Genomic DNA, 20,368 nt, shown 5'->3' on the forward strand with positions numbered 1-20,368 from the left:
ACTGCTCCCGGCCCAGTTTGGAATCTTTGTCAAAATGGTCAGATTAGTTTGTGACCGAAACTGTGGCAAACCACCCTCGTCAGGATGAATGGCTCAAGGATCTGCAATGAAAAACCGAATCTTAATCACCACCGCACTGATATTCAGTCATATGGCGCAAGCAGGACTGAGTGACACCGCAGGGTTTAGTGGGGAAATCTCACTACTGACTGGCTATGGCGCCTCTCAGTCACACTTTAATACGGAAACGGATGCAACCATCAGCAACTACTCAAACAGCGCCAGCCGCGAAGGTGCCGCTCTGTTTGCTCCATTGGGGAACATCGCTTACACCTTTGGTCAGCAGCTCGAACAGCAGTTTTACCTCGGTACCGCAAGAGAGGACATTGCTGTTGGTACCCTGGCCTTTGAGTTAGGTTATCAATACCAATTGAGCTCTGGCGTGGTGATTGATTTTTCATTGTTGCCAACCGTGATGTCAGGAGAAACTTGGCAAGATCCTTATCTGCTCAACCAAAAACGCACGGTCACCGATGAAAGTGGTATTGCGTACCGACTGCAGTTTCACAACCTCTGGGGTGGCAATGTTAACCTCGACACCGCATATGGCACCAAAGAACTGGAGAAAGACACCATCACCGATCCAAGCCTCAAACGTGATGGAGAGAGTTATTACGCCAAACTGGATTACCGCTACCGACTCAAACCCACCAGCTTTGTTCAGCCCGCTGTGGTTTACTTAAAGCATCAAGCGGATGGCAAAGCGGCCTCTTATGATTCACTCGGGGCTGAAGTGAGTTGGTTTAATCTGTTTGCTAAACACCGCTTAGTTCTAACCGCAGGTTATAAAGTGCAAGATTATCAAGCCGCCAGTCAACTGTTTGGCAAAACGCGTGAAGACCAACAGCTCAGTCTATTTCTTGCTTATGAGTATGCCCAACTTTTCTCTTCCTCCGATTGGTCTTTCGTTGCTCTGGCTGGGTACAACCAAACCGACTCCAATATTGAGTTTTACGAGCAGAGTGATTACTTACTTTCGGTCGGCGTAAACTACAAGTTTTAACTCATCGCCAATGCGGTTTAATCTAGGGTTTACCACAATTAAACCGCTTGCAGAGTGAGCTGTTTGAGCAAGCGATCCATCGCCCGATAACCGAGTGCTTCGGCTAAGTGCGCACGCGTTATCTGAGGTGCGCCTTCTAAATCGGCAATGGTTCGCGCCACTTTAATGATGCGGTGATAAGCGCGAATCGATAACCCCAAACGGTGCAACGCAGTTTCAAGAAACTCGGCATCCTGCTTACTTAGTGGACAAAACGCTTCGATTTCTCGGCTGCCCAATAGGGCATTCACCTTGCCATTACGATGCTGCATTCGCTCTCTCGCCTGCGCCACTCGCGCCTTCACCACCGCCGTTGGTTCACCTCGCTCCCCCCCTTCCGCCAATGTGCCTTTGGGTAATGCGGGGATCTCGAGTGACATATCAAAACGATCCAAAAGTGGACCCGATAAACGGCCTAAATAACGCAAAATCGCCTGAGGATTGGCGCGAGCTTGGTTCCCTTCGTAATAGCCCGTGGGGCTCGGATTCAGCGCTCCGACCAACTGAAAGCGAGCGGGAAAACGGGTTTTACCTTGCGCTCGTGAAATGATGATTTCCCCCGACTCTAGCGGCTCGCGCATTGAATCGAGCACTTTACGCTCAAATTCCGGCATCTCATCCAAAAACAGTAAGCCGTTGTGTGCGAGTGAGATTTCTCCAGGACGTGGAATGGTTCCACCGCCCACCAACGCCGCCATAGAACTCGAGTGATGCGGCGCACGAAATGGCCGCTGCTTCCAATTGTGCTCGTTGATATCACTTTGTGTTAAAGAAGCCACCGCCGCCGTTTCCATCGCTTCTTCCTCACTCATTTCAGGCAACAAATCTCGCAAACGTGACGCCAGCATGGTTTTACCCGTCCCTGGAGGCCCTAAAAACAGTAAATTGTGATTGCCCGCAGCGGCAATCTCCAACGCACGCTTACCTTGCTGCTGGCCTATGATGTCTTGTAAGTCACGATGATGTTGCGCGGGTTTTTCTCGCTGAGGCGCCTGATGCAAAGCCAGCGCTTGCTGACCACATAAGTAAGCACAAACTTCAATCAGTGAGCACGCCGATTTATGCATGTTTTTGCCAACCAAGGCGGCTTGATCCCCATTAGCATGAGGCACCACCAAACTGCGGGAGACCCCTTTGGCGGCAAGTGCGGCTGGCAGGACCCCTTTCACCGCTCGCAGCTCACCACTTAAGGCTAACTCACCGATAAATTCATGTTGCTGGAGAAACTGAACTGAGATCTGCTCGGAAGCGGCCAAAATGCCAAGTGCGATCGGCAAGTCAAAACGTCCCCCTTCTTTGGGCAGATCGGCAGGTGCCAAGTTGACGGTGATCCGCTTGGCAGGAAATTGGAAGTTACTGTTGACGATCGCACTGCGTACGCGATCTTTTGACTCCTTCACGGTGGTTTCCGGCAACCCCACCAAGGTAAATCCCGGTAAGCCGTTACTGATGTGCACTTCCACGCTCACTGAAGGCGCTTCTACGCCCACACTGGCGCGGCTATGAATAATCGCCAACCCCATCACTGCCTCTTCAATTTTAGTTGTTCTATAAATACAAGCTTTTTTATACAGAACTGTTATATAGCGTGAAGCGATGAGGCTTAAATGTGAAAAAAGAATGACTTTTTGCTTGTCACGAAACAGTTTTGTGTGTTACCACTAGTGACGCAAACAATTTCGTAGAACATTACACAACATTTTAACGACAGACAGATGAACTTTGCCGCTCAAATTAACTCTCTGATTAACCTGATTATCGTGGTCCTCATTAGCACCGCGCGGGGGAGAGTGGGCGCAAAATAACCACTAGATTTACAAACCCCCGCACTGAAAAGTTCGGGGGTTTTTTTTCAGCCATGGGTTGGTGAAGTTCTAAACTGATTGAATCACTTTTAGACAGTTCAGAAATGACGGGAAGTATGGGAGCGCACGCTATGTGCAAGATGTATGGAAACGGCTACAACCAAAAGAGTAGCCAAGGAGGCCAACGATGACAGGAGCAGAGTTAGTCGTTGCCGCATTAAAACAGCAAGGCATCAAAACCGTGTTTGGTTACCCTGGTGGTGCCATCATGCCAATCTACGATGCCTTGTATGACGGTGGTGTTGAACACATTTTGTGTCGTCATGAACAAGGGGCTGCGATGGCAGCGATTGGGATGGCGCGAGCCACGCAGGATGTTGCAGTGTGTATGGCCACATCGGGTCCCGGAGCCACCAACCTTGTCACCGGTTTAGCCGATGCCTTTCTTGATTCAGTGCCGTTAGTTGCCATCACCGGTCAGGTTGCCAGTTCTCATATCGGCACCGATGCATTCCAAGAAATGGATGTGATTGGTATGTCGCTATCGTGTACTAAACACAGTTACCTAGTGACCGACATCAACGAGCTGGCCCCAACCTTGGCAGAAGCCTTTGAAGTGGCCAAAACCGGACGACCGGGCCCAGTGATTGTCGATATCGCCAAAGACGTCCAGCTTGCAAAAGCGCCTGTTGAATTGCTTCCTCCTTTTACGCCTCCAGCATTACCCCAAGTCAGCCAAGTTGATGTGGCTCGAGCCCAAACGCTTCTCGATCAATCCACCCGCCCGGTGTTATACGTCGGTGGTGGTGTGCAACTGGCTAAAGCGACCCACACGGTACGCGAATTTTTACGCCTCAACCCAATGCCTGCCGTCAGCACCTTAAAAGGGTTAGGCACCATCGAACGTCACGACCCTCACTATTTGGGCATGCTCGGCATGCATGGCACCAAAGCGGCCAACCTCGTGGTGCAAGAAGCGGATCTTTTGCTGGTGGTAGGTGCACGTTTTGATGACCGTGTGACGGGCAAATTAGAAACCTTCGCCCCTCACGCCAAAGTGATCCACATTGATATCGACGCGGCAGAAATCAATAAACTGCGTCATGCCAACGCTCCGTTGCGCGGCGATATCAATGTCATCCTGCCTCAGTTAGAACTGACACGTGATATTTCTCCTTGGGTTCATCACTGTGAAAGCTTACGCAGCGGCTTCAAATGGCGTTACGACCACCCGGGAGAGCTCATCTACGCGCCGGGGCTGCTCAAGCAACTTTCCGATCTGATGCCGGACAACACCATCGTCTCCACCGACGTAGGCCAACATCAGATGTGGGCAGCGCAGCACATTCAGCCACGCGAGCCACAAAATTTCATTACCTCAGCGGGCCTTGGCACCATGGGTTTTGGCTTGCCAGCGGCGATGGGCGCAGCGGTAGCAAGACCGGATGCACAATCAGTGCTGATCTCTGGTGATGGCTCAATCATGATGAACATCCAAGAATTAGGCACGCTGAAGCGCCGCCAAATCCCAGTCAAAATCGTGTTGTTGAACAACCAACGTCTTGGCATGGTGCGTCAGTGGCAATCGCTGTTCTTCGATGGTCGTCACAGTGAAACCATCCTTGATGACAACCCTGATTTCGTCATGTTGGCGAAAGCCTTCGATATTCCGGGCAAAACCATTACCAAGAAAGAAGAAGTGGAACCAGCACTTAAAGAGATGCTCGCAAGCAAAACATCTTACTTGCTGCATGTGTTGATTGATGAAGAAGAAAATGTGTGGCCGCTGGTACCGCCAGGTGCGTCAAACAGTGATATGTTGGAAAACACCTAGGAGAGCCACTGATGGAACGTTATTTATTAGACATCAAAGCCGATGACAAACCCGTGCTGTTAGAGCGTGTTCTCCGTGTCATTCGCCACCGCGGCTTTGTCATCAAACAAGTTGCTGCGACGCAAAACCATGAGAGCAAGGTCGCCAGTGTCGAAATCATCGTAGACAGCGATCGCCCTATCTCATTTCTCACCAATCAAATTGAAAAATTATGGGATATTCGTAGTGTTGAGGTGATGAAGATTCGTAACGACGAACTCCCTAACAACAATCTACAACAACACGTAAGTGCATAAGGAAGGCAATAATGGCAACGAAAACAGCAGATTATATCTGGTTTAATGGCAAGATGGTTCCCTGGGCAGAAGCGAATGTACACGTTCTGACTCACGCCATGCACTACGGCACCTCGGTATTTGAAGGGGTTCGCTGTTACAACACGCCAAAAGGGCCGATTGTCTTCCGTCACCAAGAACATGCGCAGCGTCTGAAAGATTCTGCCAAAATTTACCGCTTCCCAATCCCCTTTTCGGTGGAAGAGATCATGGAAGCGACTCGCGAAACTCTGCGTCAAAACAAGCTGGATAATGCCTACATTCGCCCACTAGCGTTTGTTGGCAACGTAGGCTTGGGCGTTTGTCCTCCCACTGATACCGAAATGGATCTGATCATTGCCGCCTTCCCTTGGGGCTCTTACTTAGGGGAAGAGGCGTTGGAAAATGGCGTTGATGCCATGGTATCCAGCTGGAACCGCGCTGCGCCAAACACAATTCCAACCGCAGCGAAAGCAGGCGGTAACTACCTCTCTTCTCTACTGGTTGGTGGTGAAGCACGTCGACATGGCTATGCCGAAGGGATTGCATTAAGTGTTGATGGTTACCTTTCAGAAGGTGCCGGTGAAAACATTTTCGTGATCAAAAATGGCGTCATCACCACACCACCAGCGACGGCTGCGATTCTCCCTGGCATCACTCGTGACTCAATCATGACACTCGCGCGAGAGATGGGTTATGAAGTCCGTGAAGCCAACATCGCACGTGAAGCCCTCTACTTGGCAGACGAAGTCTTTATGACGGGCACAGCTGCAGAAGTGGTTCCGGTGCGTAGTGTCGATCAAATTCAAGTGGGCGCAGGCAAACGCGGCCCAATCACCAAAGCGGTTCAAGAAGCGTACTTTGGCTTATTCAATGGCACCACCGAAGATAAGTGGGGCTGGTTAGATTACGTGTACCCAGAGAAGAAGTAGGGAGACAACAGAATGCCTAAATACAGATCAGCCACCACCACTCATGGTCGCAATATGGCCGGTGCGCGCGCACTATGGCGTGCTACGGGCGTAAAAGATGAAGACTTCGGCAAACCGATTATTGCCGTGGTCAACTCCTTTACCCAGTTCGTACCGGGCCACGTGCACCTGAAAGACCTGGGTCAATTGGTGGCGAGAGAAATTGAAGCAGCAGGCGGTATTGCCAAAGAATTCAACACCATCGCGGTGGATGATGGTATCGCTATGGGCCACGGAGGCATGCTTTATTCACTGCCTTCTCGTGAATTGATTGCCGACTCGGTGGAGTACATGGTCAACGCGCACTGTGCCGATGCCATGGTGTGTATCTCCAACTGTGACAAAATCACCCCGGGAATGCTGATGGCGTCAATGCGCCTTAATATCCCGGTGATCTTTGTCTCGGGTGGACCAATGGAAGCGGGCAAAACCAAGCTTTCGGATCAGATCATCAAGCTGGATCTGGTCGACGCCATGATCCAAGGCGCGGATCCTAAAGTCTCGGATGAGCAGAGCGAACAGATCGAGCGCAGTGCTTGCCCTACCTGTGGATCCTGCTCAGGCATGTTCACCGCCAACTCGATGAACTGTCTCACCGAAGCGCTTGGCCTTTCTCAGCCAGGTAACGGCTCTTTGCTCGCAACGCATGCCGATCGTAAACAACTGTTTATCAGTGCAGGCCAACGTATCGTTGAACTGACCAAGCGTTACTACGAACAAGATGATGAAAGCGCACTGCCACGCAACATTGCGACCAAAGCCGCGTTTGAAAACGCCATGGCGCTAGACATCGCCATGGGCGGTTCAACCAACACCGTTTTACACCTCTTAGCTGCAGCGCAAGAAGGTGAGGTGGATTTTGACATGACAGACATCGATCGCATGTCACGCATGGTGCCTCACCTATGTAAAGTGGCGCCATCAACCCAGAAATACCACATGGAAGATGTGCACCGCGCAGGTGGCGTGGTCGGTATTTTGGGCGAACTTAACCGAGCGGGCCTACTGCACAATCAATCGAAAACGGTGCTTGGCCTCACTTGGGAAGAACAGCTTGCCCAATACGACATCATGCTGACCGATTCGGAAGAAGTGAAACGCTTCTACCGTGCAGGCCCTGCGGGTATTCGTACCACTCAAGCGTTCTCGCAAGATTGCCGCTGGGATACCTTGGATGACGATCGTGCCCAAGGCTGTATTCGCACCAAAGAAAACGCCTTTAGCCAAGATGGTGGCCTCGCTGTCCTCAAAGGCAATATTGCGCTGGATGGCTGTATCGTTAAGACGGCGGGTGTGGATGAGAGCATTCTTAAATTCACTGGCCCTGCTGTGGTTTTTGAAAGCCAAGAAGACGCGGTGGAAGGTATCTTGGGGGGCAAAGTCAAAGCGGGCGATGTGGTGGTGATTCGCTACGAAGGTCCGAAAGGCGGCCCAGGCATGCAAGAGATGCTCTACCCTACCACGTATTTGAAATCGATGGGTCTAGGCAAAGCGTGTGCACTACTGACCGACGGACGTTTCTCTGGCGGCACATCGGGTCTTTCTATCGGCCACGCCTCACCTGAAGCGGCCAACGGTGGCGCGATCGGTTTGGTCAAACAGGGCGACTTGATTGCCATCGACATTCCAAATCGCACGATTTCTCTGCAAGTTTCCGATCAAGAAATGGCAGAGCGCCGAGCAGAACAAGACGCGCTTGGCTGGAAACCCGTCTCTCGCCAACGCGAAGTGTCGTTCGCGCTGAAAGCCTACGCCAGCATGGCAACCAGTGCCGATAAAGGCGCGGTAAGAGACAAGTCAAAGCTTGAGGGCTAAGCAATGTCATTAACCCAACAAACTGGCGCAGACTACCTGCGCCAGATACTACGCGCTCCTGTGTATGAAGTGGCGACCGTCACCCCCTTGCAAGAGATGCCGCGTTTATCGGCACGTATTGGCAACAATGTGCAGATCAAACGTGAAGACCGCCAGCCGGTGCATTCGTTTAAATTGCGTGGTGCTTACAATATGGTGGCCAATCTGTCTCAAGCGCAGAAGGACGCGGGGGTGATTGCCGCTTCTGCGGGCAACCATGCGCAAGGCATGGCTCTGTCAGGCACGCGCCTTGGCATTGAAACCACCATCGTGATGCCTCGCACGACGCCGGATATCAAAGTCGACGCAGTGCGCGGCTTTGGCGGCAAAGTCGTCTTGCACGGTAGCAACTTCGATGAAGCCAAAGCCGAGGCCGAACGCCTTTCTCAAGAGAAAGGCTACACTTTTGTCCCGCCTTTCGATCATCCTTTAGTGATTGCTGGGCAAGGCACCATCGGCATGGAAATGCTGCAGCAAAACGGCCATCTCGACCACATTTTCGTCCCTGTAGGGGGCGGTGGTTTAGCCGCTGGTGTGGCGGTGTTGGTGAAACAACTGATGCCAGAGATCAAAGTCATTGCGGTGGAACCTGAAGATTCAGCCTGCCTTAAGGCGGCATTGGATGCCGGTGAGCCTGTGGTACTGGATCAAGTCAGTATGTTTGCTGATGGTGTGGCGGTAAAACGCATTGGCGATGAAACTTTCCGTCTATGCCAGCACTACATTGACGATCACGTCACCGTCTCCAGTGATGAAATCTGCGCGGCGGTCAAAGACATTTTCGAAGACACCCGTGCGATTGCTGAGCCTTCCGGTGCACTGGCGCTGGCGGGGCTGAAAAAGTATGCCGAGAAGCACAAACTCAAAGGGCGCAACTTGGGTACCGTGCTTTCGGGTGCCAATACCAACTTCCACGGTTTGCGTTATGTTTCTGAGCGTTGTGAGCTGGGTGAAAAACGCGAAGGCTTGCTTGCGGTGACCATCCCAGAGCGTAAAGGGGCATTTTTTGAGTTCTGCCATTTGATTGGTGGCCGTGCGGTGACGGAGTTCAACTACCGTTACAACGACGACTCTCTGGCCAATATTTTTGTCGGTGTTCGTCTGCAAAATGGTCAAGAGGAGTTGGATGGTATCATTCGCGACTTACGCGAAGGCGGCTACCCAGTGGTGGACCTTTCTGAGGATGAAATGGCCAAGCTGCACGTACGCTACATGATTGGCGGTAAACCCTCCAAACCACTCAAAGAGCGCTTATACAGCTTTGAGTTTCCAGAATACCCAGGCGCACTGCTTAAGTTCCTGAGCACACTGGGAACACACTGGAACATTAGCCTATTTAACTACCGCAACCATGGGGCCGATTATGGCCGCGTACTGTGTGGTTTTGAGCTTGATGAGAGTGATTTATCCCGCTTTTCGGCGCATTTGCGCGAACTTGGCTACCAATGCAAAGATGTCACGGATAACCCATCCTACCGTTTCTTTCTTTCCTAATGCTGTTAAAAACGCCCTGTCATACAGGGCGTTTTGTTTCGCTCAGCAACCAATCTTGATGCAGTTGATGTGAGTTTCCTAAGTAGTCCACCATCCACTGAATCAACTTGTGGTTGTCATCTTTTCGCCACACCAGACAACATTGACTCAGCGGTTTGTCGTCCGGTAGCACCTTTTCCACCAGCACACCGTCGTTGATCAGTGGCATGGCAATATGACGCGGCATATAACCCACGCCTACGCCATTTTTTAAACACTCGATAGCACTGTACCAATTGGGCAACAACAGACGACGCTGCTGCGGATAATGCCCAGTATGGCGCTTGGGTAGCACACTGGAGGTATCATCCAAACAGATCGCGGGAAACTGACTGACAAACGCTTCTGTCAGCACTTGCTGACGCACGCAAGGATGCGCTGGAGACATGACAAACGCCCAATCCAATCGTCCCATATCGCGCACTTCAAAATCGCCCCCAACAGGAATGGCCGAGGTGGCGCCGATGACGATATCCGCGCGCCCTTGGGCAATCGCCTCCCAAGAACCATTGAACACTTCCATATTGATTTGCAGTTCTGCAAAATCGAATTCGCGATAGAAATCCTCAACCAAAGGCTTGAGTTTGTCGAGCTTGACCACGTTATCCAGCGTCAACTTCAGCGTGGATTGCCAGCCTTGCGCCGCGCGCCGCGTCTGCGATTTCACTTCTTCCATCTGCCTTAGCAGCATTCTCGCTTCGGCGATGAACAGCTCACCTGCTGGGGTCAGTTCTACTTTTCTCGGTAAACGGCGGAACAGCAACACGCCTAGTTCTTGTTCCACCTGACGCACACCATAACTGATGGCCGAGGGCACTTTGTGCAACACCTCAGCGGCGGCAGTAAAACTGCCTAAACGAGCGACGGTATCCAACATTTCTAGCGATGGCTTTGAAAACACAGCTTACCTTTCAAAAATTTTGATTGATAACCATGAATTTTAGCGTTTTATTTTCTCAAAAGCGAAAAATAGAATAGCAGGGCATATAAATCAGGGTTGGCGCCAACTGATCACAAAACATTTGTAGTGAAAAAAATTGAATGGAATAACTATGAACATTTCAAAATTACAGCTTGTGTATCTTGCAGCCCTCTCGATGCTCGGCTTTGTCGCAACAGACATGTATCTCCCTGCGTTTAAAGCGATGGAAATCGACTTTATGACCGGACCAGAACAGATCGCGCTTTCCTTAACGGTCTTTTTGGTCGGCATGGCGGTCGGTCAACTGCTTTGGGGCCTTGCCTCTGATAAGTTTGGTCACCGAAATACCTTAGCAGCAGGCCTTGCTCTGTTTACGCTGGCCTCATTGGGTTTGGCGTTCAGTGATCAAGTTTGGCAACTGCTCAGCTTGCGTTTTGTGCAAGCAATCGGTGTGTGTGCACCGGCGGTGATTTGGCAAGCCATGGTCATCAAACGTTACTCCAGCAGTAGCCAACAAATTTTTGCTACCATTATGCCGCTGGTGGCGCTTTCTCCTGCGCTCGCCCCTCAGTTGGGTGTTGTGTTGGCTGATAGTTTTGGTTGGCACAGTATTTTTGTCGCGTTAACGGTACTCGGTTTGGTCTTGGTTGCGGCGACCATGGCACAGCCTAGTGTCGCCAATGAGCCAAAGCAAAGCAGTGTAACATCGGATATCAAGCATCTGCTCAGCTCAAAAACCTATTTGGGCAACGTGCTGATGTTCGCCACCGCGTCTGCCGCTTTCTTTGCTTACTTGACCGGCATGCCTGAAATCATGGCGCAGCTTGGCTACGATTCCAAAGACATTGGCATGAGCTTTGTGCCGCAAACCATCGCGTTTATGGTCGGCGGATACTTAGGTAAAGTTGGCGTGCGTAAATTTGGTGATGAAAAAGTCCTGCGTCAACTGATTGGTCTGTTCAGCGTCGCGGCACTGCTGATTTTCATCGCATCACAATGGCAGTTAACGTCTATTTGGCCAATCTTAGCGCCATTCTGTTTGATTGCCGTGGCGAATGGTGCCCTTTACCCTATCGTGGTTAACCGTGCACTTGCCAGTGCCAAGCAAAGCCCAGCCACGGCCGCAGGTTTGCAAAACAGTTTACAAATCACCGTCAGCAGTTTATCTAGCGCGCTGGTCGCCGCCCTTGCTAGCCAAGCGCAAGCGGTCACCGGTATTGCGATTGTTCTCTGTATGGGCGGACTTTGGATCGGCTATATCGTCTCCAACAAAGAGTTGGCGCAGCACTTCACGACACCAGACAATGCACGCGTGGTGAGTGATGAAGAGATCTAATCTCTAGCAACACAAGAGCCGCATAATAAGTATGCGGCTTTATATTTCGAGGCGAAGCTAACAGCCAGTTATAACCCTTTTAGTCCCCATTTTTCTGCGGTCTGTTTAAAGAAACCTTGTGTCTTTTTCAGTTCAACCCAATGGTTAACGTAATTAATCCAAACTTGATCATCCTGTGGCAATAGCATGGCGATCGGTGTCGGCTTGCGCGGCTCTTTGACGGGTACAATCGCCAATTGCTGAAATTTCTCCACCAGCGTCGCCGCTTCCACATTTGAGGTCACAGAGACATCCGCTCGTTTGGCCAACAGTTCTTGGAAATCACGGGCTGGGGCTTCAACCACAATGTGCTGTGCGGAAGGGAAAAACGCCTTCACCATTTTTTCTTGTACGGTCCCCAGAGTCGCCGCCACTTTTACATCCGCTTTATCAAAATCGCTCCAATCAGAGTACTTACCGAGATCTTTTTTCTGCACTACAGGCACAAACGCAAGATAAAAGTAAGGCTGACTGTAACCAGCCACTTTCGCGCGAGACATACTCAGCGATGCGCTGCCTGTAATGTCATACTTATCCGCGGTGATGCCATTAACTAACGTTTTCCAATCCGTCGCCACGTATTCAACTTTGACGCCGAGGTCTTTCGCCAGCTCAGTCGTGACATCGATATCAAAACCACGATAACTGTTACTAGCTGGATCTTTCATCGTCATCGGGTTCCAATCCCCGGTCGTGCCGACTCTTAATACCCCGTTGTCGAGAATCTCATTCAAACGACTTTGTGCATTAGCCAGAGTGGACGCAGCAAGCAAACCAAGCCCCAACGCTAACCAAGTTTTTTTCATTTTATTTTCCTTTAACTTATTGTTCCGTAAATAGTTGAGATTTCGCGTTACATCATTGATAACATAGCAGCAACACAACCATTTTTTTAGTTGATATAAGGTGTAGTGTGACCTGTCGATATTTATGTTTAATGATGTTACTGCCACTCACTGGATGTTCTGACTATCAATGGGGCTGGTATGTGCTTGATCCGACGACCGAGCAAGGCCTAACAAACGTGAAATTTCTTATCGCTGGCTTTACTGACACCATCAGCGTGTCGCTACTCAGTATGTTGTTTGCCATGACCCTAGGTTTAATGGTTGCCCTACCGGCTCTTTCTCCCCGCAAATCCCTACAACGCTTGAACCGGATTTACGTTGAAGTAATACGTGCCATTCCTGTATTGGTTCTGCTGTTGTGGGTGTATTACGGCCTACCCACATTACTCGATGTTTCACTAGACCATTATTGGGCAGGAATTATTGCACTGACGATCGCGGAAAGTGCGTTTATGGCAGAAGTGTTTCGCGGTGGCATTCAATCTATCGGTCGCGGCCAACATGAAGCAGCAAAGTCGCTTGGTCTCAACTATTGGCAAAAAATGCGTCTGGTGATTTTGCCGCAAGCATTTCGTCAGATGCTGCCCGCGCTCGGCAACCAGTTTGTTTATATTCTAAAGATGAGCTCATTGGTCAGTGTCATTGGTCTGAGTGATTTGACGAGACGTGCCAATGAGTTGGTGGTGAATGAGTACTTACCACTAGAGATTTATACTTTCTTAGTGTTGGAATATTTGCTGTTGATCTTGATGGTATCTCAAGCAGTACGTTGGCTAGAAAAGCGCAGTGCTATTCCGAGCCATTAGTTCGTCATCATCATAAAAAAACGCCGCTATTACAGCGGCGTTTTTATTATCCAGCGATAATTACTTTTTCTTAACTGGGCGTTGCCAGCCTGTAATTTTGCGTTCTTTGGCGCGAGTAATCACTAACTCACCTTCTGCAACGTCTTTGGTCAAGGTGGTACCGGCACCAATTGTTGCACCATCAGCAATCGTCACCGGAGCGACCAGTTGGCTATCTGAACCAACAAACACGTCATTACCGATAATGGTTTTGAATTTGTTTGCACCATCGTAGTTGCAGGTAATAGTACCAGCGCCGATATTGGTGCGTTGACCGATTTCAGCATCGCCAAGATAAGTCAGGTGGTTGGCTTTAGAACCCTCACCAATACGTGCATTTTTTACTTCGACAAAGTTGCCCACGTGAGAGTCGTTACGCATCTCAGCACCAGGACGCAGACGAGTAAACGGACCAACGGTACATTGCTCACCCACCGTTGCACCTTCAATAACACTGTATGGACGAACGATGGTGTTATCATCGATTTCACAGTCTTTTAGCACACAGCCAGCACCGATAACGACGTTATCACCAAGGGAGACGTTACCTTCAATGATCACATTCACATCGATTTCAACATCAAGGCCACACTGCAGCTCACCACGTAGGTCAAAGCGTGCAGGATCACGCAACATCACACCTTGCTCTAGCAGCTTTTTCGCTTGGGCTGCTTGGAATGCACGTTCTAGACGAGCCAACTGAGCGCGATCATTCACCCCTTCCACTTCGATTGGGCTAACTGGGTGAACCGCTTCAACCGCATTGCCTTCATCATGCGCCGCCGCAATGACGTCTGTTAGGTAGTACTCACCTTGCGAGTTGTTATTGTTTAAGCCTGCAAGCCAACGCTTCAGATCACCACCGGTCGCCACCATTACGCCCGTGTTGATCTCTTTGATTAATTTTTGCTCTTCATTCGCGTCTTTTTGCTCAACGATCGCCACTACCGGACCGTTTTTACGCACGATACGTCCGTAACCCGTTGGGTTATCCAAGACGACAGTGAGCAGCGCGATGCCGCCTTTAGGCTGGGCATCAAGCAAGCTTTCAATGGTTTCAGAGGAAATAAGCGGAACATCGCCGTAAAGAACCAAGATTTTTTCATCATCTTGAAACTGAGGAGAGGCTTGATCCACCGCGTGACCAGTACCCAATTGTTCGGCTTGCAGCACCCAATTAACCGGCTCTTCTGCCAAAGCAGCTTGCATTTGGTCGCCACCATGACCGTACACCAAATGAATGTTCTGAGCACCTAAGCCTGTGCAAGTATCAATCACATGCTTCACCATTGGCTTACCTGCAAGCGTGTGCAGCACCTTGGGCATGTTTGAGTACATACGGGTTCCTTTCCCCGCCGCGAGAATCACCGCGCTAAATTTCATTATTTATAACCTATTGACGTTGCCAAAAATTCTGTCGGCTATTTTACCCAGCTAATGACGAATAGTTAACTTATGGATAAAAATTTCTAATAAAAATTAAGCAAAAAGGCGGTCAAATTGACCGCCTTTATCACTATTAAAACACCGCTAAAATTAACGACGTTTCTTTGTCAGCTCGATAACACGAAGCTGAGCAATGGCTTTAGCCAGTTCACTGGCCGCTTGTGCGAAGTCCATATCGCCATGCTGGTTGAGAATGTTCTCTTTCGCACGACGTTTTGCTTCTTCTGCCTTCGCTGCGTCTAGTTCTTCACCACGAATCGCAGTATCAGCCAGTACTGTTGCAGTACCAGGCTGAACTTCTACGATACCACCAGAGACATAAATGAACTCTTCTTCGCCGTGAAGTTTAACAATACGCACCATACCAGGCTTGATAGCGGTCAGCAGCGGTGTGTGGCCATGGAAAATACCCAGCTCACCCTCGCTACCGGTCACCTGAAACGTTTCAACGCGACCAGAAAAGATTTTCTTCTCCGCGCTTACCACATCCAGATGAAAGGTTATTGCTGCCATATCGCCTCCTAGTTAGCCTTATAGCTTCTTAGCATTCTCAATAGCTTCGTCGATAGTACCGCAGTACATAAACGCTTGCTCTGGAATGTCATCGTATTCACCAGCTAGTAGACCTTTGAAGCCACGTAGAGTCTCTTTAAGAGGTACGTAAACACCTGGGTCGCCTGTAAATACTTCCGCTACGTGGTAAGGCTGAGTTAGGAAACGCTCAATCTTACGTGCACGCGCAACCACTTGCTTATCTGATTCAGATAGCTCGTCCATACCTAGGATTGCGATGATGTCTTTCAGCTCTTTGTAGCGCTGAAGTGTCTGCTGAACACCACGAGCAGTGTCATAGTGCTCTTGACCTACAACAAGTGGGTCTAGCTGACGAGACGTCGAATCCAGTGGGTCGATCGCTGGGTATAGACCCATCGCTGCGATGTTACGGTTAAGTACAACCGTTGCATCCAAGTGCGCAAACGTTGTTGCTGGAGACGGGTCAGTCAAGTCATCCGCAGGTACGTATACCGCCTGTACAGACGTGATAGAACCTTGCTTCGTTGACGTGATACGCTCCTGAAGTACACCCATCTCTTCTGCAAGAGTTGGCTGGTAACCTACCGCTGAAGGCATACGGCCTAGCAGTGCAGATACCTCTGTACCAGCAAGTGTGTAACGGTAGATGTTATCGACAAACAGTAGAACGTCACGACCTTCGTCACGGAAACGCTCTGCCATTGTCAGGCCAGTCAGTGCAACACGTAGACGGTTACCTGGAGGCTCGTTCATCTGACCGTAAACCATCGCTACTTTTGATTCTTCAGGCTTCTCGATGTTTACAACACCCGCTTCCTGCATCTCGTGGTAGAAGTCATTACCCTCACGAGTACGCTCACCGACACCTGCGAATACAGATAGACCAGAGTGTTGCAGTGCGATGTTGTTGATAAGTTCCATCATGTTAACGGTCTTACCTACACCTGCACCACCGAATAGACCGATTTTACCACCCTTAGCGAAAGGACAAATCAAGTCGATTACTTTAACGCCTGTTTCTAGAAGCTCAGTCGCGTTTGACTGTTCTTCGTAGCTTGGCGCTGGACGGTGAATTGAGTACAGTTCTTCTGCACCGATCTCACCACGCTCGTCAATCGCATCACCAAGCACGTTCATGATACGACCTAGGGTCTTAGTACCTACTGGTACTGAAATTGGAGCGCCTGTATTTACTACTTCAACTCCACGACGTAAACCATCAGAGCTACCCATTACGATACAACGAACTACGCCACCGCCTAGCTGTTGTTGAACTTCAAGAACAAGACGCTCTTTTGAGTCCTTTACGTTTAGAGCGTCGTATACACTTGGTACATCGCTCTGTGGGAACTCTACGTCGACTACCGCACCGATGATCTGTACGATCTTACCTGTAGCCATCGTTAATCCTCTAAACTGTTTCGTTTAACCTAAGCTTAAACCGCTGCTGCACCACCAACGATTTCCGATAGTTCTTGTGTAATCGCAGCCTGACGGGCTTTGTTGTACACAAGTTCTAAGTCGTCAATCAAGTTGGTCGCGTTATCAGTTGCAGCCTTCATCGCAACCATTCGAGCCGCTTGCTCACAAGCAAGGTTCTCAACTACACCTTGATAAACCTGAGATTCCACATAACGCACTAATAATGCATCAAGTAGAGACTGAGGTTCTGGCTCATAGATGTAATCCCATGAATGCTCACGCTGCATATCTTTGCTGTCCGATTTAGGCAAAGGTAGCAATTGATCGATCGTTGGTTGTTGAACCATGGTGTTTACGAACTTGTTAAATACAAGGTACAAACGGTCCAATTCACCTTCATCATATTTTTCTAGCATCACGCTAACCGAACCGATCAGGTCTTCCAAACTTGGGCTATCACCCAAACCTGAAACCTGAGCCGCTACTTTCGCGCCGCCATGTTTAAAGAAAGCTGTCGCTTTTGAGCCAATTACCGCAAGCTCAACCTCAGCACCTTTCTCTTTCCATGCCTGCATATCTGTAACCGCTTTTTTGAACACGTTGATGTTCAAGCCGCCACACAGACCACGGTCCGTTGAAATGATGATGTAACCAACACGCTTGGCTTCACGCTCATCTAGGTACGGATGACGATACTCTAGACTTGCATTTGCCACATGACCGATCACTTTACGCATTGTTTCCGCGTATGGACGAGAAGCTTCCATTGCGTCTTGCGAACGACGCATTTTTGAAGCTGCTACCATTTCCATCGCTTTCGTAATCTTCTGAGTGCTTTTAACACTCCCGATTTTACTACGTATCTCTTTTGCGCCGGCCATCGTTACTCTCCATTAGTTGGTGGCAGCCACTGCCACCGACCTATTACCAAGTTTGGGTTGCTTTGAAATCGTCAACCAGTTTCTTGAACTGAGCTTCGATTTCATCGTTGTAAGCACCCGTCTTGTCGATCTCAGCTGCAAGTTCAGCGTATTGACCGCGAGCGTACGATAGTAGAGCTGCTTCGAAATCAAGAACTTTAGATAGTTCGATATCGCTTAGATAGCCACGCTCTGCCGCAAAGATAGTTAGAGCTTGGTCAAACACTGACATCGGAGCGTACTGCTTCTGCTTCATCAGTTCAGTTACTTTTTGACCATGGTTCAACTGTCTCTTTGTTGCTTCATCAAGATCCGAAGAGAACTGAGCAAACGCTGCTAGTTCACGGTAAGCAGCAAGTGCTGTACGGATACCACCTGATAGCTTCTTGATGATTTTCGTCTGAGCTGAACCACCTACACGAGATACTGAAATACCTGGGTCAACGGCTGGGCGTACACCCGCGTTGAACAGTTCAGTTTGTAGGAAGATCTGACCATCGGTAATCGAGATTACGTTGGTTGGTACGAATGCAGAAACGTCACCTGCTTGGGTTTCAATGATTGGCAGAGCCGTCAATGAACCCGTTTTGCCTTTCACTTCACCGTTAGTGAAACGCTCTACGTACTCTGCGTTTACACGAGCAGCACGCTCTAGTAGACGAGAGTGGAGGTAGAATACGTCACCTGGGAATGCTTCACGGCCTGGTGGGCGTTTTAGCAGTAGAGAGATCTGACGGTACGCTACCGCTTGCTTAGATAGATCATCGTAAACAATCAGAGCATCTTCGCCGCGATCACGGAAGTATTCACCCATTGCACAACCCGCGTAAGGCGCTAGGTATTGCAGTGCAGCAGATTCAGATGCTGAAGCCACAACAACAATTGTGTTCTTCAGAGCACCGTGCTCTTCCAGTTTACGCACTACGTTGGCGATAGTAGAAGCTTTCTGACCAATCGCTACGTAGATAGAGAAAATACCAGAGTTTTTCTGGTTGATGATCGCGTCGATCGCCATCGCTGTTTTACCAGTCTGACGGTCACCGATGATAAGTTCACGCTGACCACGACCGATTGGGATCATTGAGTCGACAGACTTATAACCAGTTTGTACAGGTTGATCAACCGATTGACGGTCGATTACACCCGGTGCAATCACTTCAACAGGCGAGGTCAACTTCGCTTCAATCGGACCTTTACCATCAATTGGTTCACCTAGTGTGTTCACTACGCGACCTAACAGTTCAGGACCAACTGGCACTTCAAGAATACGACCAGTACCTGTTACTTTCATGCCTTCCTTAAGGTCAGCATATGGGCCCATTACTACCGCACCAACCGAGTCACGCTCAAGGTTAAGTGCTAGTGCATAACGGCCACCCGGTAATTCAATCATTTCACCTTGCATCACGTCCGCTAGGCCGTGAATGCGAATGATACCGTCGCTTACCGATACGATAGTACCTTCATTGCGAGCTTCACTAACAACGTTGAAAGATTCAATACGCTGTTTAATTAGATCGCTAATTTCCGTGGAATTAAGTTGCATGCTCCAATCCCCATTAAGACTGCAATGCATCGCTCAGGCGATTCAGACGACCGCGAGCTGAGTTATCGATGACTAAGTCTCCGGCTCGAATTATCACCCCACCTAGTAGGGCCTCATCTACACTGCAATTCAGCTTAACTTTGCGCTCAAGACGCAGTTCAAGTTTCTGACTGATATTTGCACATTGTTCATCAGAAAGTTCGGTTGCAGAAATCACTTCTACATCAATCTCTTTCTCATGCTCTTTCTTCAAAATGAAGAATTGAGTGCATACATCAGGAAGGGCCGCAAGACGACCATTCTCCGCCATCACCTTAAGAAGGTTTTGACCGAATTCATCCACTTGTTCGCCACAAATCGCAATAAACAGTTCAGCCAGTTTATCGGCTGACATAGAGCCAGATAACAGCTCACTAATTTGTTCGTTTTGGGCTACTTCAGCAGCGAAAGACAACATTTGACCCCATTGGTCTAGTTGGCCTTTCTCTACCGCAAAGTCAAAGGCTGCTTTAGCATAGGGGCGCGCGATTGTTGTAAAATCAGCCATGTTCGCCCCCAAACTTAAAGTTTTGCAGTAATGTTATCGAGAATATCTTTGTGCGCATCTTTATCGATTGAACGCTCAAGGATTTTCTCTGCACCAGCTACAGCCAGAGTTGCAACTTGTTTGCGCAGTTCATCGCGTGCACGATTACGTTCCGCTTCAATTTGAGCTTCTGCTTGCGCTAGGATTTTTTGACGTTCAGTCTGTGCATCCTCGCGAGCTTCATCCAAAATTTGTGCTTTACGCTTATTCGCTTGTTCGATGATCTCAGTTGCTGTGCGCTTTGCTTCTTTCATTTGAGAAGAAGCATTAGCTTGTGCTAGATCCAAGTCTTTTGCAGCACGTTCTGCCGCTTGTAGACCGTCAGCGATTTTCTTCTGACGCTCTTCAATCGCTTGCATGATTGGTGGCCATACGTACTTCATACAGAACCACACAAACAGTGCAAACGAGAATGCTTGGCCTAGCAGAGTTGCGTTCATATTCACAACAGCTACCCCTCTATTCGGAATTAGTGTTCATCAAGGACACGCTAATGCATGCCGCTCAATAC

The 20,368-nt window shown here is 49.4% G+C and carries 18 protein-coding genes; 8 read left to right on the forward strand and 10 right to left on the reverse strand.

What is annotated here, in order from left to right:
* The first annotated feature begins 88 nt into the window (after positions 1-88).
* Positions 89-1,063, forward strand: a complete 975-nt coding sequence (locus tag FC652_RS16785) for a DUF2860 domain-containing protein (protein ID WP_176299488.1) — start codon at positions 89-91, stop codon at positions 1,061-1,063.
* 38 nt (positions 1,064-1,101) lie between these two features.
* On the opposite strand, the gene FC652_RS16790 is transcribed toward FC652_RS16785, so the two are convergent.
* On the reverse strand, positions 1,102-2,625 hold the full coding sequence (locus FC652_RS16790) for a YifB family Mg chelatase-like AAA ATPase (protein ID WP_176299489.1): 1,524 nt from the start codon (positions 2,623-2,625) through the stop codon (positions 1,102-1,104).
* A 469-nt stretch (positions 2,626-3,094) separates the two neighbouring features.
* On the opposite strand from FC652_RS16790, the gene ilvG reads away from it, so the two are divergent.
* The 5 genes from ilvG to ilvA are packed head-to-tail and all read left to right on the forward strand — an operon-like array spanning position 3,095 to position 9,374.
* Entirely contained in the window at positions 3,095-4,741 is a 1,647-nt protein-coding gene (ilvG, locus tag FC652_RS16795) for an acetolactate synthase 2 catalytic subunit (RefSeq protein WP_011079066.1), read from the forward strand.
* Positions 4,742-4,752: 11 nt separating this feature from the next.
* Positions 4,753-5,037, forward strand: coding sequence for an acetolactate synthase 2 small subunit (ilvM, locus tag FC652_RS16800; protein WP_011079065.1), 285 nt, complete (start codon positions 4,753-4,755; stop codon positions 5,035-5,037).
* Positions 5,038-5,048: 11 nt separating this feature from the next.
* Positions 5,049-5,987, forward strand: coding sequence for a branched-chain-amino-acid transaminase (gene ilvE / locus FC652_RS16805; protein WP_011079064.1), 939 nt, complete (start codon positions 5,049-5,051; stop codon positions 5,985-5,987).
* 12 nt (positions 5,988-5,999) lie between these two features.
* Positions 6,000-7,841 carry a dihydroxy-acid dehydratase gene (gene ilvD, locus FC652_RS16810; RefSeq protein WP_011079063.1) on the forward strand — a complete coding sequence of 614 codons (1,842 nt, stop codon included), beginning with the start codon at positions 6,000-6,002 and terminating at the stop codon, positions 7,839-7,841.
* 3 nt (positions 7,842-7,844) lie between these two features.
* A complete protein-coding gene (gene ilvA, locus FC652_RS16815; RefSeq protein ID WP_158123986.1) occupies positions 7,845-9,374 on the forward strand; it encodes a threonine ammonia-lyase, biosynthetic in 1,530 nt (509 codons plus the stop codon).
* Between the two features lie 19 nt (positions 9,375-9,393).
* Here the strand turns inward: ilvA and punR are convergent, their stop codons facing one another.
* On the reverse strand, positions 9,394-10,314 hold the full coding sequence (punR, locus tag FC652_RS16820) for a DNA-binding transcriptional activator PunR (RefSeq protein ID WP_011079061.1): 921 nt from the start codon (positions 10,312-10,314) through the stop codon (positions 9,394-9,396).
* Between the two features lie 151 nt (positions 10,315-10,465).
* Here punR and punC point away from each other — a divergent pair, with 151 nt between their 5' ends.
* Positions 10,466-11,671, forward strand: a complete 1,206-nt coding sequence (punC, locus tag FC652_RS16825) for a purine nucleoside transporter PunC (RefSeq protein WP_176299490.1) — start codon at positions 10,466-10,468, stop codon at positions 11,669-11,671.
* 68 nt (positions 11,672-11,739) lie between these two features.
* Here punC and FC652_RS16830 read toward each other — a convergent pair whose 3' ends face one another.
* Positions 11,740-12,516 (reverse strand): transporter substrate-binding domain-containing protein, encoded by a 777-nt coding sequence (locus tag FC652_RS16830; RefSeq protein WP_176299491.1) that lies wholly within the window; start codon positions 12,514-12,516, stop codon positions 11,740-11,742.
* 107 nt (positions 12,517-12,623) lie between these two features.
* On the opposite strand from FC652_RS16830, the gene FC652_RS16835 reads away from it, so the two are divergent.
* On the forward strand, positions 12,624-13,364 hold the full coding sequence (locus tag FC652_RS16835; RefSeq protein WP_101956571.1) for an amino acid ABC transporter permease: 741 nt from the start codon (positions 12,624-12,626) through the stop codon (positions 13,362-13,364).
* A gap of 60 nt (positions 13,365-13,424) precedes the next feature.
* Here the strand turns inward: FC652_RS16835 and glmU are convergent, their stop codons facing one another.
* The 7 genes from glmU to atpF form a co-directional block, all read right to left on the reverse strand.
* Positions 13,425-14,786 carry a bifunctional UDP-N-acetylglucosamine diphosphorylase/glucosamine-1-phosphate N-acetyltransferase GlmU gene (gene glmU / locus FC652_RS16840; RefSeq protein WP_176299492.1) on the reverse strand — a complete coding sequence of 454 codons (1,362 nt, stop codon included), beginning with the start codon at positions 14,784-14,786 and terminating at the stop codon, positions 13,425-13,427.
* A 153-nt stretch (positions 14,787-14,939) separates the two neighbouring features.
* On the reverse strand, positions 14,940-15,362 hold the full coding sequence (locus FC652_RS16845) for a F0F1 ATP synthase subunit epsilon (protein WP_011079056.1): 423 nt from the start codon (positions 15,360-15,362) through the stop codon (positions 14,940-14,942).
* A gap of 18 nt (positions 15,363-15,380) precedes the next feature.
* The gene (gene atpD / locus FC652_RS16850) at positions 15,381-16,784 is read right to left on the reverse strand and encodes a F0F1 ATP synthase subunit beta (protein WP_011079055.1); all 1,404 of its coding nucleotides are present in this window, start codon (positions 16,782-16,784) and stop codon (positions 15,381-15,383) included.
* 35 nt (positions 16,785-16,819) lie between these two features.
* Entirely contained in the window at positions 16,820-17,686 is an 867-nt protein-coding gene (atpG, locus tag FC652_RS16855) for a F0F1 ATP synthase subunit gamma (protein WP_017419850.1), read from the reverse strand.
* Positions 17,687-17,729: 43 nt separating this feature from the next.
* Positions 17,730-19,271 carry a F0F1 ATP synthase subunit alpha gene (gene atpA / locus FC652_RS16860; RefSeq protein WP_176299493.1) on the reverse strand — a complete coding sequence of 514 codons (1,542 nt, stop codon included), beginning with the start codon at positions 19,269-19,271 and terminating at the stop codon, positions 17,730-17,732.
* Positions 19,272-19,284: 13 nt separating this feature from the next.
* The gene (atpH, locus tag FC652_RS16865; protein ID WP_103185197.1) at positions 19,285-19,818 is read right to left on the reverse strand and encodes a F0F1 ATP synthase subunit delta; all 534 of its coding nucleotides are present in this window, start codon (positions 19,816-19,818) and stop codon (positions 19,285-19,287) included.
* A gap of 14 nt (positions 19,819-19,832) precedes the next feature.
* Complete coding sequence (gene atpF, locus FC652_RS16870; protein ID WP_103185196.1) at positions 19,833-20,303, reverse strand: F0F1 ATP synthase subunit B; 471 nt, start codon at positions 20,301-20,303, stop codon at positions 19,833-19,835.
* Between the last annotated feature and the right edge of the window lie 65 nt (positions 20,304-20,368).

The organism is Vibrio sp. 05-20-BW147 (assembly GCF_013369385.1).
GTDB classification, from domain to species: domain Bacteria; phylum Pseudomonadota; class Gammaproteobacteria; order Enterobacterales; family Vibrionaceae; genus Vibrio; species Vibrio floridensis.